The organism is Budvicia diplopodorum, from assembly GCF_009800925.1.
GTDB lineage: Bacteria > Pseudomonadota > Gammaproteobacteria > Enterobacterales > Enterobacteriaceae > Budvicia > Budvicia diplopodorum.
The window spans coordinates 105,153-123,569 of record NZ_WOYF01000004.1 but is presented as its reverse complement, the minus strand read 5'-3'; the positions used below and the strand labels follow the sequence as shown (position 1 = coordinate 123,569).

The window sequence follows — 18,417 nt, the reverse complement described above, 5'->3', positions numbered from 1 at the left end:
GGATTCATCAATGGCTCTGAAACTGTATTATAGTAATAATTATCAGTAACTTAATTATATTTCTCATACTGTTTTTATTATATTGATTATTATTCTTTTTGCAGAGTGATTTAACAATTTCATTGGGTGGTAAATATTATCAATGATTATATTGATATTTTTTATAGTTAGCTGTGTCATTGTTTTATTATCTTTAGTTATTAAATTTACCTATTGATAACTTGTATTTTATTGTTATCGCTGGCAAATGATATGTAATTTCCTGCGGGTATTTATTCTCTGGTTTAGCATTGTTTTATCATTGTGCATTGTTAGAAGCCATATTTGTAATATGGAGAACGTAATGGAAAAGATTGACCTGCACATGCATTCTAGCTACAGCGACGATGCCGATTTTCCGGTTGAGGTATTGATCGCGCGTTGCAATAAGCACGGTATTAACACGCTGGCAGTCACCGATCATAACAGTGCTTATTCAGTACCGAAAGCCAAAACGCTGGCTTCATCCAGCTTGAACGTACTGTCTGGTATTGAAATTGACTGTACCTTTGCCGGGCGGAATTTTCACTTGCTTGGCTATGGCTTCACGCCGAGTGATGATTTTGTTGAGGTCCACAAAAACTTTAGTGCTATCCAGCGGAATTTGACGCCCCAAAAATTCGAGAAGCTGCGTGGACTGAATTTTTATCTTGACGAACAGCGGTTGGAGCAAGTGTGTGGCGGCACCATACCGCAGGAAGAGCAAATGGGGGAAGTTATCCTCGAAGATGAGCGTAACATTGGCCATCCGCTGCTATTACCATATCGTTCAGGTGGCGATCGGTCGGATATGCCATTGATCAACTTTTATTGGGATTTCTTTGGCCCCGGTAAAATTTGCCACCTGCCGGTTACCTATCCTGCAATGAGTCAGATGGTAGACGTGATCCGGCAAAATGGCGGGATACCGATTGTGGCACACATTGGCGCCAACGTGGCGCAGGATCACACTCGGGTTATTGATGAGATGTTTAAAGCGGGCGTAATGGGCGTTGAGGTGTTTTCCAGCTATCATTCACCGGAATTGGTTAGCCAACTGTATGAATTTACCGTTGGCCGATCGGCATTCGTAACCTGTGGTAGTGATTTCCACGGGCGTAACAAGCCAAAAATCGAGGTCGGACAGTGTGCTTATGGTCCGCAGCATATTGCTGAAATACGCCGGTTTATTGCTGCTGCCAGCGTGCCTAGCTCGCAATAAGGAGCAAATCACGTATGGGATAGAGGGCCTGCAAATGATCATAGAGCGGCTTTCGTGGGCGACACGCAATGCCAGCTTTCATCTGCGGACTTCGCCTGTACTTGGTGTCTGCTCCCTGACATAAACGGCGACTATTATGGTCCTGCTTGATGGGACAATGATGATGAGCGACATGATTGCTGGCGTTGCCGTTTTTGAACAATCTTGCTAACGGAGGAAACGTTTCTGGACTGATTACCGAAGAACACCAGATGCTCCGGGATCGGCATCTAGATTACTCTGTGCTTTTCGCCTTCGAACATAAACATTATGCGTCGTCAGAATATGAATCGATCAGGCGGATTTCTACTGTGCTGGATCGGTGACATGCGTAATTAGCATCCCTTGTAACAAAATCTCCAGCGCGTTCAGTGCCTGTATCAGGCGTATATCACTGTCGTTATTTTCCGCGATCCAGAACGCGGCCTCGGCCAGACTACCTCCGATCAAGCGCGCCAGCGCTTGCGAATTGGCGCGAACAACAACGCCGTTTTGCATGAGCCGATCCAGAATACGTTGCATGGAATTGACGCAGTGTTGCTGTGAAGCGGGTGTCGATCCACCAAGTACTGCGCGGGCGTCCTGTAGCACGATGCGCTGGATTTCTGGCTCTTGGGCCATTTCCAGATAGGCCCGGCAGCGGTTCCTGAAGCCCTCCCATGAATCCGGAGCGGCGTCCGAAATGGCCTGTAGGCGCGCATCTGTCTCAGCATCGATCTGTTCTACCACGGCTGCCAGTAAGCCTTTTTTGTCACCAAAGTGGTGATAAAGTGCACCACGGGTCAGCCCAGCTTCCGCCGTGAAATCGTCCATTGATGTATTCGCATAGCCCAGAGTGCCGAACGCCTGACGGGCTGTCGCCAGCAGCCTTGCACGGGTTTCTTCGATCATATTAGCGCGAGTACGTCGGACCATCTTTCTCTCCATTTTCATTCGACACCTATTATGTATGCCATTTGACATACGGAGCGTATGTTTCTATGCTTTTATACATACGCTTCGTATGTATTTTCTACTATGAATGGATTATTGGCAAGCCAGTCTATATAAAGAGAGAACCAGAATGATCAATCCCTATCGCGAGTTGTTCAATATCCCCGGCACCCGGAGCTTTGTTCTGGCAGGATTTCTGGCACGACTGCCGCTTGCCATGACGGGCATTGGTATTATTACCATGCTGGCACAACTGCGCGGCAGCTACGGCTTGGCCAGCGCGGTGGCCGCAACCTTCGCCTTGACTACGGCTTTGCTGGCTCCGCAGATTTCTCTTTTGGTGGATCGCTGGGGGCAAGGTCGAATACTGCCATGGGCGGCGGGCATCAGCTTGGCGGGATTGTTAGCCTTACTGGCTAGCGCACATTGGCAGGCACCTGACTGGACTCTGTTCGCCAGCGCCGTGCTGGCGGGCTTTATGCCCAGTATGCCCGCAATGGTTCGTGCTCGCTGGACGGAAATTTATCGGGGGACATCGCGATTGCAAACCGCCTATGCGTTAGAATCAGTGCTGGATGACGCATGCTTCATCGCCGGGCCGCCGTTGTCGGTAGGTTTGAGCGTAGCCGTATTTCCACAGGCAGGCCCGCTGGCAGCAGCGCTGCTGTTGGCTGTTGGCGTCTTCGCTTTTGTCGCACAGTGCAGTACTGAGCCACCGGTGCATAAATTGTCCGACATGCAGGGTGGATCAGTTATCCGACAGTCTGGTATACGCATTCTAGTACTGCTGTTGGTGGCCATGGGGGCCATTGTTGGTACGGTAGATGTGGTCAGCGTGGCTTTTGCCAAGCAACAGGAACAACCCGCGGCTGCCAGTATCGTATTGTCTGTTTATGCCATCGGCTCCTGTGCTGCGGGGCTGCTGTTCGGCGTGCTGAAGCTGCCAGTGTCGTTACCACGCTTGCTCTTGCTGGGTGGTTTGGCAACAGCGTTTACCACGTTGCCTTTGCTGCTAGCGAGCGACATTCTCAGTCTAGCTCTGGCAGTGCTGATTGCGGGCCTGTTTTTCTCGCCAACGATGATCGTAGCGATGACGTTGGTTGAACAAATCGTACCGACCAACAAACTTACCGAAGGCATGACCTGGCTGATTACCGGTCTGAGCATCGGTGTTGCGTTGGGCGCAGTGGCGGCCGGTCAGGTCGTGGATGCGCACGGTGCACGGGCGGGCTTTGTCGTCGCCCTAGCCGCCGGTGTAGTGGTATTGATTGTGGCGTTGTATGGCTATCGACGCGTACAGCCGGAGGTGTGCGTTACAACCGTGGCTGACGGGCCTGAGTGTTAGTAACACCGCTTGCCCATTCAGCAATTGCCTGTATTGCGTCAGAAGATGAATATTGTTGGCCGACGAGGATAAGTTTAGTTCGTCTAACAATTGTTCTGCTTCTATATCTTTAAAAAGCCGCTTTTTTTAGGATAGTTTTATCCTCTTCTAGTTCGGTGATTTTGGCCTTAAGACGGCTAATTTCCAATTCTTGTTCAGAAAATTGAGGTGAATTGGGAAATGCAGTATCCGGATTACCCTGATGCAGTTTTTTCTAGTTATAGAGAGTATTTTCTTTGATATCGAGTTATGAGCAACGGACTTATCGCTTTCAAGCAGTAATGCAATGGCTCTACGCTTAAATTCAGGGGCATAAAGCCGTCTTGTCATAATTACCTCGCTTTTGTTAATTGATTTGAAAACAAGGTGGGTATTAAATCAAGGACAGATTGGTATGCGAGTTGCCCGATATATTGCCCATCCAAAAGACTATTTTGTTTAAAGCTGATTTATTCAACAAAGCCAATTAGCACCACAAAAGTATATTATAAATACTAGTTAACAAATCATTTGGAATTAAATCATAAGAGTCCGCTAACTATCAATGATAGAGGCTGGCTATTCTTTAATTCTGAGCCAATTCCAGTATTGGACATTATAATTATCTGAATTGCTAAAATAACTAATTATGATTACTCATTTAATAAGTGCTTATGATGTTTAACATATTTACAACTTAATGGCTATGTTTTTTTTGATTGGTAATATTAAATTTGAGTGTTATTTTTAATCTATATACAATTTTTTAGTATGACTCTATTTTTTAGGTTCAGCCATTTTGGCACTAAGGTGGAAAATTAAAATCTCTTTATCAGAGGGTTATGTAATATTACAGTAAGAAATTTATGTTTTATTCTAGTCTGATTTTTACATTTTTCAGTTAATAAAATAGAAAATAAATTTAGTATTAAATTAAAAGAGCGGTCAAACTATTATTGACAACTTTTTTCTTTTACACTACTCTTTTGCCCGTATTAATATTAATATAAGGTATCCATTAGAGATTCAATTATCATGATATACTTAATACAAAATCAAGTTAGCTATAATTCAGAGGATCGAACTCTGAAAAGGCTCGGTGATGAACTATCGTTGATTACTCTTTCGAATATCCCTGCAAGGTTATTGTGTTATTTTTTAATGAATCCAGGTAGTGTTATCTCTCGTGATACGCTGTTGGAGGAAATATGGGATAAATATGGCTTGGTATCTTCAAATAACAATCTTAATTTTTATGTAAGCTTCTTAAGAAAGGAGATGCTGAAGTTAGGCTTGGAAAAATCGTTGATTATTACAATACCTAAGGTGGGATTTGAATTTAGCGGTACAGTTTCTCCTATGACTATGGATAACTCACCTTCTTTAAACATATCAGAAAAAGGTAATGTTATTGATGATAGGACTGTTTTAAAAGGTAACTCATTAAAAATTAATATTTTATATGAGATATCTATATGTATAGATATAGATAAGGGAGAAATTTGAAGTCAGCATAATGTTTAGCCTTGAATATTAAGGCTATTCAAAAAGTTCGCTATATAAAACTATTGTTCCACTCTTAGCTATTAGTTGAGAATGTTATTCTGCAAGCTAGTCCCTCTGCCTTAAGATCCCCTAATAAACCTCCATATACAGACTTAATGTCAATATCCCTTATAGCAGTACCAGATGCTTTTAGAGATCTTCCGGCATAATAAAACAGGCAAAAGTTCATATTAAACCTCCCAGAGTATTCAGCCTGATGCATCTTTATCTATGCTATTTTTTCGTGAGTTGCGCGAAAATTTTTATGAAATTTATATTAATTGAAATTTAAATCTATAATTAATGATTTATTGATAATAAAAAACTATATAATTGATTTTTTCAATTAAACTTATGATGTGTATTGGTTTAAAGGTATCTTCTGTATCGAATTAGTCAGGGTAAGTAATGGCACTAGCATTTGGTAGGATTTGTGAGTGGCATTTCTTTATCTGATAAGTTAATTGGGTGTTTTTAGATACCAACCAGGTCCGGTATCAATTTAGAAGTGACCTGTCTAAAGGAAATAGAAATTTATCTATTATGATGGCTCAAATAAAATTTAGGATTCCAATTCCATGTATTTACTGTGGAAATAGCTCAGGGGTTTGCAAGCATGGCAAAACTACGGCTTCAAAATTACAACGCTATAAATGTAGCCATTGTAATAAAACGTTCCAAACTAAATACACATATAAAAGATCAGATACAAGAGTTAGCCTGCATTGTCAGCAACTTAATGATTAGTCAGAAATATTGATTAAGTAATCTATTCTCAGTGGATTAAATAATAGTGAGTGATAACTCATTAGAATGTAAAATTTTTTTAAAAGGAATTATTATGCTGGATTTTATAGCAAAGAAAACGCAATTTTTATTGTTGATGTGTTTATCATTATTAGCTTTGTCAAGCATATCTATGGCATCAGGAAATAATGATGCCGATGTAAAGCCTAAGTGGGCCATAGAAGTTCAAGACTCTGGTGAAAATATTCTTGCGGAACCGGGTATTGCGAAACTTATCGTTTTTCGAATGAGTAAACCGAATGACTCTTATATAAAAAAGCCGTTGAATATTTTTATTGACGGGCAATACCATGCGTCTTTGGTATCAGAAGCCAAAGCAAGCGTTATATCGTTATGTAGCAATGTTGAAAATATTACATTTTCATTAGGATCTAAAAAAGAAAACATTAGTCAGGAAACGCTTAATCATAGTGAGATTAGTCTGAGACTGAAGCCTGGTACGCTTAGTTTTTATCAAGTGGCAATAAATGACGATGGGAGCGTTATTGGACGTTGGATTGACGATCAAGATTCAATAGGGGCTATTAAGACATTGCCATTACAAATACATACTATTTCACGCCTCGATCTTAATCGTAGCTGTCCAGATGAAGTATTCAATATTGCTGCCTCTACTTTATTTAAATTTGGCCGATATGATATTAATGGATTAACGGAAAAAGGAAAGGACGAGCTGGCTAATATAGCGGCAGCTATAAAGAATAATTATCAAACAATAGACAAAGTAGTAGTCAACGGATACGCCGATCTAATTGGTTCACCTGATTATAATACTAACCTTTCATTGAAAAGAGCTGAAGGTGTTGCAATGAGATTGAAGGCATTAGGATTATCTAGTGGGCTGATTCAAGTTCAAGGATTAGGACAAAATAATTTGATTGTCACTGATTGCTCAGACCGTTATCAGAATAGAAATGAAATCATTCTTTGTAATGAACCTAATCGGAGGGTGGAAGTGGAAGTTTACGGTATCCCAAAAATAAATAATTAAGAGAGCGGGTGCTCGATTATTTCCTCTGTTATGCATTATGTCCATGATGAAAAATCAATAATGGATTATTTTTTGTTCGATTAATTAAAGGATATTTTTATGAGTAATTTAATTCAGGTTAAATTGCGTGGTGTTGATGGTGTAATTAAAGAATATCAGGTTATGCCTGGTAATGGTTCTGCTACAAATATTGCTATTCCTAAAAATGGGAAAGTGAATATTGAGTTATTGGATCAAGTGACAGGTAAAGCTCCACATATTGTTACATACAAACGTATTGGTAATAATTTAGTCATGAGCTTTGGTGATGGTAGTGATATCACCTATCCGGATATTGTATTTGAAAATTATTATGAACTGAATCTGGCTGATGTTCATATCATCGGTTTATCTGAATCTGGGCAGTATTATGAGTTTATCCCTACTTCCGGCGAACTACAGGATTATGCTCCGGAAATGGCCGACGGTGCAGTTACTCAGGCAGCTCTGGGTGGCAATGGTTTTATAAAAGCGGATCCCGAAGCGGGTGGCGGCGATAACGGCGGTTTCTTGTGGTGGGCGTTGGCTATGGGAGTTATTGGCCTTGGTGCGGCAGCTGCCGCTTATGCAAGTAATAATGACGATGACAATGACAAGGATGATTCACGTTCACCAGCACCTGTTCCGACATCGGTGACTAATATTATTAGTGATAGCATTACATTAACTGATGACGTAAATCCTGTAACTGGTTTAATTAAAGATGGTGGAGTAACTAATGATACTCGCCCAACCTATTCAGGTACGGCTACATCAGATGCTGTTTACGTAAGAATTTATGATAATGGCCAAGTCGTTGCTACAGTGACGGTGGGTGCGGATGGTAAATGGAGCTACACGCCTGAAAACGCCTTAGCAGAAGGCTCTAGCCATGAGTTTAGTGTTTCTGCAGTAGATAAATACGGTAATGAAAGCGTAAGAGTTAGCGGCACGAATGATAGCGGCTGGAACTTCACCATTGATGGCAGTACACCTGATAATAGTACTTCCGGTATTGTTAAAGGTAGCATCATGTTAATCGATGATGTGGCACCGGTGACTGGGTTGATCGCCGATGGCGGTAGCACCAATGATACCCGTCCAACCTATGCCGGTAAGGCCACGAAAGATGTGGATTACGTTAAGATTTATGATAACGGTTCGCTGATTGCTACTGTGAAGGTGGGGGCGGATGGTAAATGGAGCTACACGCCTGAAAATTCTTTAGCGGAAGGATCTGTCCATGAATTTAGCGTTTCTGCAGTAGATAAAGCCGGTAATGAAGGGGCAAGAGTCAGCGGCACGAATGATAGCGGCTGGAACTTCACCATTGATAGCGTATCACCAGATAATAAGACTTCAGGTATTGTTAAAGGCAGCATCACCTTAACCGACGATGTGGCACCGGTAACGGGACCGATCGCTGACGGTGGTCATACTAATGATACCCGTCCAACCTATGCCGGTAAGGCGACGGCAGATATCGATCGCGTTAAGATTTATGACAACGGCACACTGGTTGCGACGGTTTCTGTCGATAAAAACGGCAACTGGAGCTACACGCCTGAAAGCGCCTTAGCTGAAGGCTCGTCACACGCGTATAGCGTTTCTGCAGTAGATAAAGCCGGTAATGAAGGCGCAAGAGTCAGCGGTACGACCGATGCAGGCTGGAACTTTACGGTAGACACCGTTGCACCGGGGGGAAATGACGCTTTTACTGCAGGCTCAATCCGCCTGATGGACGATGTTGGTCCAGTACAGGGACTGGTGGTGGACGGCAGCGTGATTGACGATACGCAGCCGGTTTACAGCGGTACCATTACTGCCGAGGCGCTGGCAACCGGTATCTCTGAGGTTGTTATCTATGACCGCGGCGTCGAGATTGGTCGCGCTGCGGTTAATCAGACTTCCGGTGAGTGGAGTTTTGAGCCAGCGATGCTGGAGCGCGGTACGCATAGCTTTACCGTTGCGGTCGTAGACCGTGCCGGTAACGTGGGTCCGCAGGTGAGCGGAACGACCGATGCGGCCTGGGACTTTACGCTGGTGATTGGTGCTCCGGCCGCACCCGCCATTGAAAACGTGCGTGATGACGCCACCCACGGTGATGATGCGGATACTGGACTGTTGCAGAAGGGACAGGCGACCAATGACCGCACCTTAATCCTCGCCGGTACCGCCGGTGCGGGTCTGACCATTAACGTATACGCCACAAACAGTGAAGGTACCCGCGTGAAAGTGGGTGAAACCACTGCTGATGCCAACGGTGAGTGGACCATTACGACCAGCGAACTGGGGGCTGATGGTCTTTATAACCTGACGGCCATCGCCGTGAACGGCGCAGGCGTCGTGTCACCGGAGACCGGAGTGTTCCCAGTGCTGCTGGATACGCAGGCACCTGCCGGAGCCGTTGGCCAGCTGATGGACAACAAAGGTGATGTAAAAGGTGTGGTGGCACCGGGTGGTATTACCGATGACAGCGCACCCGTCATTACGGGTCAGGGCGCCGAAGCCGGTGCTATGGTCAGCATCTATGTTGATAATGCTCTGGTGGGCAGTACGACCGTTAATGAGAGTGGAAACTGGAGCGTGGCGCTGGGTCCTTTGACCGACGGTGAACACAGCTATCAGACCAAAATCACCGATACCGCCGGTAATGAAACCAAGAGCGCCGCCGTGGCCTTTACGGTAGACACCAGCGACATCGTTATCAGTATCGATTTAGCCAATGACAACGTGGGTAACATCACGACGCCGGTGCTGGCTGGCGGTACGACGGATGACACCACGCCGGAACTGCAGGGTAGGACCCAGCCGAACGCGGTGGTCACTGTTCGGGATGCGGATGGGGTTGCGCTGGGTAGCTCGACGGCAAATGCAAGCGGCGTTTGGCGTTTTGTCCTGCCGGTACAGGCTGAAGGTACACACAGCTATACCGCTGAAGCGCAGAATGCAGCCGGCAATCTGGTGACGGCATCGTTCACGTTAACGGTGGATATTACCGCACCAACGCTGCCGACTATCGTAGATATTCTTGATGACGTTGGTAGCATTCAGTCGCCTATCGTACAGGGTGGGGTTACTGACGATCAGACACCGACCTTTACCGGTAAGGGTGAGGCGGGCAGCATCGTCACTATCTATGATGGTGCGAACGTACTGGGTCGCGTGACGGTTAACGAAACGGGTGACTGGAGCTACACGCCGACAGAATCACTGATAGAAGGACCGCACAGCATCACCGTGACGGGCACTGATGCCGTGGGTAATGAAAGTGCCCACAGCCCTCAGCGTACTTTTGATGTTGATGTGAGTACATCTGCACCGGTAGTGCTGGTGAACACGCTGGAAGAACTGTCCGGTACTGCAGAGCCGGGGGCGAAAGTCACGGTCACCGACCCGAGTGATAATAGCATCACGGAAGTGGTTGTGGATCAAGACGGTAAGTGGAGCCTTCGGCCTAACCCATTGGAAAAAGGCGATAAGGATGCGGTTGTTGCGGCGGTTGATCCGGCCGGTAACACCAACAGCACGAACGTCGACGGGCCGAAGGTCGCGCCGGATAATGATACCTCTGGTATTGTCAGTGGCAGCATCACCTTAACCGACGATGTGGCACCGGTAACCGGACGGATCGCTGACGGTGGTTATACCAATGATACCCGTCCAACCTATGCCGGTAAGGCGACGGCAGATATCGATCGCGTTAAGATTTATGACAACGGCACACTGGTTGCGACGGTTTCTGTCGATGAAAACGGCAACTGGAGCTTCACGCCTGAAAACGCCTTAGCTGAAGGCTCATCACACGCGTACACCGTGTCGGCCGTGGATAACGGCGGGCTGGAAGGACCGGCAGTCAGCGGTACGACCGATGCAGGCTGGAACTTTACGATAGACACCGTTGCACCGGGGGGGAATGACGCCTTTACTGCAGGCTCAATCCGCCTGATGGATGCTGCTGGTCCAGTACAGGGACTGGTGGTGGACGGCAGCGTGATTGACGATACGCAGCCGGTTTACAGCGGTACCATTACCGCCGAGGCGCTGGCAACCGGTATCTCTGAGGTTGTTATCTATGACCGCGGCGTCGAGATTGGTCGCGCTGCGGTTAATCAGACTTCCGGCGAGTGGAGTTTTGAGCCAGCGATGCTGGAGCGCGGTACGCATAGCTTTACCGTTGCGGTCGTAGACCGTGCCGGTAACGTGGGTCCGCAGGTGAGCGGAACGACCGATGCGGCCTGGGACTTTACGCTGGTGATTGGTGCTCCGGCCGCACCCGCCATTGAAAACGTGCGTGATGACGCCACCCACGGTGATGATGCGGATATTGGACTGTTGCAGAAGGGACAGGCGACCAATGACCGCACCTTAATCCTCACCGGTACCGCCGGTGCGGGTCTGACCATTAATGTGTACGCCACAAACAGTGAAGCTACCCGCGTGAAAGTGGGTGAAACCACTGCTGATGCCAACGGTGAGTGGACCATTACGACCAGCGAACTGGGGGCTGATGGTCTTTATAACCTGACGGCCATCGCCGTGAACGGCGCAGGCGTCGTGTCACCGGAGACCGGAGTGTTCCCAGTGCTGCTGGATACGCAGGTACCTGCCGGAGCCGTTGGCCAGCTGATGGACAACAAAGGTAATGTAAAAGGTGTGGTGGCGCCGGGTGGTATTACCGATGACAGCGCACCCGTCATTACGGGTCAGGGCACCGAAGCCGGTGCTATGGTCAGCATCTATGTTGATAATGCTCTGGTGGGCAGTACGACCGTTAATGAGAGTGGAAACTGGAGCGTGGCGCTGGGTCCTTTGACCGACGGTGAACACAGCTATCAGACCAAAATCACCGATACCGCCGGTAATGAAACCAAGAGCGCCGCCGTGGCCTTTACGGTAGACACCAGCGACATCGTTATCAGTATCGATTTGGCCAATGACAACGTGGGTAACATCACGACGCCGGTGCTGGCTGGCGGTACGACGGATGACACCACGCCGGAACTGCAGGGTAGGACCCAGCCGAACGCGGTGGTCACTGTCCGGGATGCGGATGGGGTTGCGCTGGGTAGCTCGACGGCAAATGCAAGCGGCGTTTGGAGTTTTGTCCTGCCGGTACAGGCTGAAGGTACACACAGCTATACCGCTGAAGCGCAGAATGCAGCCGGCAATCTGGTGACGGCATCGTTCACGTTAACGGTGGATACCACCGCACCAACGCTGCCGACCGTCGAGCAATTTATTGATGACGTGGGTATTTATCAGGGTACGGTTACAGCATTAGGAACTGTTACAGACGATCAGACACCGACCTTTACCGGTAAGGGGGATGCGGGCAGCATCGTCACTATCTATGACGGTGAGCATGTACTGGGCCGCGTGACGGTTAACGAAACGGGTGACTGGAGTTACACACCGACTACATCACTGGTAGAAGGACCGCACAGCATCACCGTGACGGGCACCGATGCCGTGGGTAACGAAAGTGCCCACACGTCACCTTGGAGTTTTGTGTTGGATGTTACGCCAGCAAATGTTGGTATTTCACAAAACGCTGAAGAAATTCTGGGGGGAGTGACCGAACCTGGTGTCACGGTGCTTGTTAAAACAAATAGCGGTGTTATTACTAGAACGGTAGCTGGTGAAGATGGGCGTTGGATTATGGTGCCTAACCCTGTTGCTTCGGGCGAGAAAGCCACGATATCTACTATTGATCCAGCAGGTAATCAAAGTGGTGAAACTGCGTTTGAAGGGGCTGCATTAAGCAGTTACGATTTGCTGAAAGCGTCAATCGTGCTCAATACCTCGACTAATAGCGATAATGTAAACCCAAGCGTTACCTGCCTGACTAATGGCAATTTGGTCGTGATTTGGCAGGATGGCGGTGACAATAACGTCCAGATGCAAATGTATACGGCAGACGGTATTAAGCGCATCGGAGTTGAGCAACAGGTTAACCAGCGTACTAATGGCAGTCAGGATAGTCCGCAGGTAGTTGCCTTAGCTGATGGTAGCTTCCTGATTGTTTGGGAATCCAACGACGGTGGCTTAGATAACAGTGGCTATGGGATAGTGGCTCGCCGTTACGGTGCGGATGGTCAGGCGTTAACCGAAGAGTTTTTGGTTAACACTGCAACCAACGGTGCCCAGCGCGATCCAAGTGTAGTCGCCCTATCGAACGGTGGTTACGTGATTAGCTGGACTGATGTTAGTTCCGATGGGGTTATACAGCGTAGTTACGACAGTAAAAACGTTCCACAGGGTGTGGTTAACGTACCCGGTGGTACTTCAGTTGGTACTTTTGGTGGCTCAGAAATGGCGGCCTTTACCGATAGTGCCCATGCCGGTATGTATATTACGGTGTGGAACGGCTTGAATGGCCCTGGTGATAGCGCTGCTAGCGGTATAATCGGTCAGATATTTACTGCGGATGGCAGACCATTAGGAGATGCATTCCAGATTAATACCACCACTAATAGCTGGCAGAATTTCCCTGATGTGGTCACTCTGAAGGATGGCAGCTTTGTGGTTGTCTTTGATTCGAGTGACGCCATGGTTGCCGATTTTTCAGGTATTCGTGCGGTGCGCTATAGCGTGAACCCGACAACCGGTGCGGTGCAAGTGATGGGCTCCGGAGATTTTCTGGTCAACAGTTACACTCCTGGTAAGCAGTACAAACCGGTTGCGGTTGCGCTGGAGGACGGTGGTTATCTGGTTGTCTGGGGTTCTGATGGCGGTGACGGTAGCGGTTCAGCTATCTATGCTCAGCGCTATAGCGCCAGCAACGAGAAGATAGGCCATGAATTTCTGGTCAATAGTAACACTCAATATAGTCAAGGAATGGCCAGCGATATCAGAAGTGTTGCTCATATTCTGGACGCAACCCTGATGGATAATGGCAACGTCTTTGTTAGCTGGCAGGCCTATAGCGATGTGACTAAGAAGCACAGCATAGAAGGGATTGTTGTTGACGTTAACGCCAGTTATTACTCTGAGTTTATTGTGAATACGGTGACAAATTCGACGCAAGCCAAATCCTCAACGACACACCTGTCCACCGGCGGTTTTGTGGTGGTGTGGGAATCCAGCGCTTCTGATTACAGTGTAAAAGGGCAGCTATTTGATGCCAAAGGGATGCCGGTTGGTCAGGAATTTCTGGTGAATACTTCCGGACAGGGCGACCAAGGCCAGCCTTCGGTGGTTGAGTTAGCTAACGGTGGGTTCCAGGTGGTGTGGGCTGACAGCCCAAATAGTTCTTCAATGGATTTTATTAAGGGGCAGAATTTCACCTACTCCTATAATAGCAACCAAATATTAACCGGCGTACAAGCGGTAGGAACCGAGTTCACGATTAATAGCGGCGGTGAGGGTTCTGGTTCTAACCGGCCGGTGAACGTGGCGCTGTCAGACGGTGGTTATATGGTGGTCTGGCAGACTGTTAATAGTGGCAAGTACCAGATATACAGCCATCAATATAATGCGAATGGATCGCCGGTGGGTGGTGAAGTGTTAGTCAGCGCAACTGGGCTGCCGAATACTGAGGGTAATGCATTCCCTAGTCTGGCTCAGTTGGCGAATGGGCAGATTGTGGTGACCTATACCAAGCGCACTAGCAACGGTAATGATGTGTTTATGCGGACTTACGATCCGGTGACGCACCAGTATCTGTCGGGTGAACTTATGGTGAATCAGACGGTGGCAAATAACCAAGCCTCAGCGAAGATTGCTGCGTTGGATAATGGTAACTATATCGTCACATGGGATTCTAATAATACGGCTGGGCCGGATCAGTCAGTGGCCGGTATATGGGGACGCATTTATAACGCTCAGGGCGTGGCTCAGGGTAATGAGTTCTTGGTGAATACCTCAACGCCCAACAATCAATATCTGGCACAAGTAGTCAGTCGGGCAGACGGTAGCTTTGTTGCGGTGTATGCGTCAGAAACTGACCCGGCTCCGGGGTTGAATACCGCCGGTATTTATGCGCAGCTCTTTGATAAGAACGGCAATAAAATCGGTCAGGAACTGAGGATTAATCAGTTAACCGTTGGTAATCAGGAAGAGATCAGTGCGACCTTCTTAGAAGGTGGTCAGCTGTTTGTTAGCTGGACTGATTTTGGCGTGGCTGACGGTAGTGGCTCTGCGATTAAAGGTCGTTTGATTGACCTTGAACACACGCTAGGCCTGATAGCTCCACCTGTAGCAGGAACAAATCCAACGCAGATCGCTTACCAGCCGGCGAAATCTCCGGTGTTAGATGAAGTGCCACCAAATGTAGGCATTCATGCTAATACGAAGGAGCTATTAGCTGGGCAAACTGAACCTGGCGCAATTGTTAGGGTCACGGATGCTGATGGTCAGCTACATCAAGTCGTTGCTGATGCAAAAGGGTTCTGGAGTATTAGTCCAAATCCATTATCAGTGAATGAGAAGGGAACCATTGTGGTTGCCGACAAAGCAGGTAATCAGAGCGAACCTATCCTTATTCGTGGTTCAGATCTCGATAATTACAATCTGCTGAAAGAGTCAATCGTGCTCAATACCTCGACTAATAGCGATAATGTAAACCCAAGCGTTACCTGCCTGACTAATGGCAATTTGGTCGTGATTTGGCAGGATGGCGGTGACAATAACGTCCAGATGCAAATGTATACGGCAGACGGTATTAAGCGTATCGGAGTTGAGCAACAGGTTAACCAGCGTACTAATGGCAGTCAGGATAGTCCGCAGGTAGTTGCCTTAGCTGATGGTAGCTTCCTGATTGTTTGGGAATCCAACGACGGTGGCTTAGATAACAGTGGCTATGGGATAGTGGCTCGCCGTTACGGTGCGGATGGTCAGGCGTTAACCGAAGAGTTTTTGGTTAACACTGCAACCAACGGTGCCCAGCGCGATCCGAGTGTAGTCGCCCTATCGAACGGTGGTTACGTGATTAGCTGGACTGATGTTAGTTCCGATGGGGTTATACAGCGTAGTTACGACAGTAAAAACGTTCCACAGGGTGTGGTTAATGTACCTGGTGGTACTTCAGCCGGTACTTTTGGTGGCTCAGAAATGGCGGCCTTTACCGATAGTGCCCATGCCGGTATGTATATTACGGTGTGGAATGGCTTGAATGGCCCTGGTGATAGCGCTGCTAGCGGTATAATCGGTCAGATATTTGCTGCGGATGGCAAGCCATTAGGAGATGCATTCCAGATTAATACCACCACTAATAGCTGGCAGAATTTCCCTGATGTGGTCACTCTGAAGGATGGCAGCTTTGTGGTTGTCTTTGATTCGAGTGACGCCATGGTTGCCGATTTCTCAGGTATTCGTGCGGTGCGCTATAGCGTGAACCCGACAACCGGTGCGGTGCAAGTGATGGGCTCCGGAGATTTTCTGGTCAACAGTTACACTCCTGGTAAGCAGTACAAACCGGTTGCGGTTGCGCTGGAGGACGGTGGTTATCTGGTTGTCTGGGGTTCTGATGGTGGTGACGGTAGCGGTTCAGCTATCTATGCTCAGCGCTATAGTGCCAGCAACGAGAAGATAGGCCATGAATTTCTGGTCAATAGTAACACTCAATATAGTCAAGGAATGGCCAGCGATATCAGAAGTGTTGCTCATATTCTGGACGCAACCCTGATGGATAATGGCAACGTCTTTGTTAGCTGGCAGGCCTATAGCGACGTGACTAAGAAGCACAGCATAGAAGGGATTGTTGTTGACGTTAATGCCAGTTATTACTCTGAGTTTATTGTGAATACGGTGACAAATTCGACGCAAGCCAAATCCTCAACGACACACCTGTCCACCGGCGGTTTTGTGGTGGTGTGGGAATCCAGCGCTTCTGATTACAGTGTAAAAGGGCAGCTATTTGATGCCAAAGGGATGCCGGTTGGTCAGGAATTTCTGGTGAATACTTCCGGACAGGGCGACCAAGGCCAGCCTTCGGTGGTTGAGTTAGCTAACGGTGGGTTTCAGGTGGTGTGGGCTGACAGCCCAAATAGTTCTTCAGTGGACTTTATTAGGGGGCAGAATTTCACCTACTCCTATAATAGCAACCATATATTAACCGGCGTACAGGCAGTAGGAACTGAGTTTACGATTAATAGCGGTGGTGAGGGTTCTGGTTCTAACCGGCCGGTGAACGTGGCGCTGTCAGACGGTGGTTATATGGTGGTCTGGCAGACTGTTAATAGTGGCAAGTACCAGATATACAGCCATCAATATAATGCGGATGGATCGCCGGTGGGTGGTGAAGTGTTAGTCAGCGCAACTGGGCTGCCGAATACTGAGGGTAATGCATTCCCTAGCCTGGCTCAGTTGGCGAATGGGCAGGTTGTGGTGACCTATACCAAGCGCACTAGCAACGGTAATGATGTGTTTATGCGGACTTACGATCCGGTGACGCACCAGTACCTGTCGGGTGAACTTATGGTGAATCAGACGGTGGCAAATAACCAAGCCTCAGCGAAGATTGCTGCGTTGGATAATGGTAACTATATCGTCACCTGGGATTCTAATAATACGGCTGGGCCGGATCAGTCAGTGGCCGGTATATGGGGACGCATTTATAACGCTCAGGGCGTGGCTCAGGGTAATGAGTTCCTGGTGAATACCTCAACGCCCAACAATCAATATCTGGCACAAGTAGTCAGTCGGGCAGACGGTAGCTTTGTTGCGGTGTATGCGTCAGAAACTGACCCGGCTCCGGGGTTGAATACCGCCGGTATTTATGCGCAGTTCTTTGATAAGAACGGCAATAAAATCGGGCAGGAACTGAGGATTAATCAGTTAACCGTTGGTAATCAAGAAGAGATCAGTGCGACCTTCTTAGAAGGTGGTCAGCTGTTTGTTAGCTGGACTGATTTTGGCGTGGCTGACGGTAGTGGCTCTGCGATTAAAGGTCGTTTGATTGACCTTGAACAAACGCTAGGACTGACGAATGTGTCTGGCAAAGGTGAAACTCACATTGAATATATACCTGCGACGACCCATGTTACTGGCACCGAAAATCATGATGTATTGGATGCTCGTGGTGCAAGTACGGTTGATGCCAAAGGTGGAGACGATCTGATAGTTATCAATACGACTAACTTTACTAAGTTAGATGGTGGTGATGGTATCGATTGGTTGACCTGGGATTCTTATAGCAATTTTGAATTGGGAAGCGTTAGTGCCAAGATTTTCAATATTGAAGGTATCAATATGGCTAATAACATGGCCCAAACGCTTGTTATTAGACCAGAAGATATTCTAGATATGAAAAAATCAGGGGAACCTATCCTGCATATTACTGGTGATACTGGAACAAATAACAACGGCGCTAAAGATACAGTGAATATTGATCTGTCTCTATGGAGTAGTAGCTCGCCAGAGGATAAAGGTGGTGTGGTGTACAACGTTTATACCAATGAGGAAGACACAACAATTCAGCTGTGGATTCAGCAAGGAATGAACGTGGTGTAATTCACGACTAGTAAAACTAAAGCCGAG

General features: G+C 47.4%; 6 protein-coding genes. 5 read left to right on the top strand and 1 reads right to left on the bottom strand.

Annotation, left to right across the window (positions count from 1 at the left end; genetic code table 11):
• The first annotated feature begins 343 nt into the window (after positions 1-343).
• A complete protein-coding gene (locus GVI43_RS06090; protein ID WP_159565970.1) occupies positions 344-1,240 on the top strand; it encodes a PHP domain-containing protein in 897 nt (298 codons plus the stop codon).
• Between the two features lie 345 nt (positions 1,241-1,585).
• Here the strand turns inward: GVI43_RS06090 and GVI43_RS06085 are convergent, their stop codons facing one another.
• The gene (locus GVI43_RS06085; protein WP_159565969.1) at positions 1,586-2,194 is read right to left on the bottom strand and encodes a TetR/AcrR family transcriptional regulator; all 609 of its coding nucleotides are present in this window, start codon (positions 2,192-2,194) and stop codon (positions 1,586-1,588) included.
• Between the two features lie 148 nt (positions 2,195-2,342).
• Here GVI43_RS06085 and GVI43_RS06080 point away from each other — a divergent pair, with 148 nt between their 5' ends.
• The 4 genes from GVI43_RS06080 to GVI43_RS06065 all read left to right on the top strand — a co-directional run bounded on the left by GVI43_RS06080 (position 2,343) and on the right by GVI43_RS06065 (position 18,390).
• The gene (locus tag GVI43_RS06080) at positions 2,343-3,557 is read left to right on the top strand and encodes an MFS transporter (RefSeq protein WP_159565968.1); all 1,215 of its coding nucleotides are present in this window, start codon (positions 2,343-2,345) and stop codon (positions 3,555-3,557) included.
• A 1,053-nt stretch (positions 3,558-4,610) separates the two neighbouring features.
• Positions 4,611-5,081 (top strand): winged helix-turn-helix domain-containing protein, encoded by a 471-nt coding sequence (locus tag GVI43_RS06075; RefSeq protein WP_159565967.1) that lies wholly within the window; start codon positions 4,611-4,613, stop codon positions 5,079-5,081.
• 832 nt (positions 5,082-5,913) lie between these two features.
• A complete protein-coding gene (locus GVI43_RS06070) occupies positions 5,914-6,918 on the top strand; it encodes an OmpA family protein (protein ID WP_159565966.1) in 1,005 nt (334 codons plus the stop codon).
• 99 nt (positions 6,919-7,017) lie between these two features.
• Positions 7,018-18,390 (top strand): Ig-like domain-containing protein, encoded by an 11,373-nt coding sequence (locus GVI43_RS06065; RefSeq protein ID WP_159565965.1) that lies wholly within the window; start codon positions 7,018-7,020, stop codon positions 18,388-18,390.
• Positions 18,391-18,417: the final 27 nt, after the last annotated feature.

Bases quoted from the DNA above. Each gene is read 5' to 3' on its own strand.
- GVI43_RS06075 (WP_159565967.1), top strand. From the start codon at position 4,611: ATGATATACTTAATACAAAATCAAGTTAGCTATAATTCAGAGGATCGA.
- GVI43_RS06090 (WP_159565970.1), top strand. From the start codon at position 344: ATGGAAAAGATTGACCTGCACATGCATTCTAGCTACAGCGACGATGCC.
- GVI43_RS06080 (WP_159565968.1), top strand. From the start codon at position 2,343: ATGATCAATCCCTATCGCGAGTTGTTCAATATCCCCGGCACCCGGAGC.
- GVI43_RS06085 (WP_159565969.1), bottom strand. From the start codon at position 2,194: ATGGTCCGACGTACTCGCGCTAATATGATCGAAGAAACCCGTGCAAGG.
- GVI43_RS06065 (WP_159565965.1), top strand. From the start codon at position 7,018: ATGAGTAATTTAATTCAGGTTAAATTGCGTGGTGTTGATGGTGTAATT.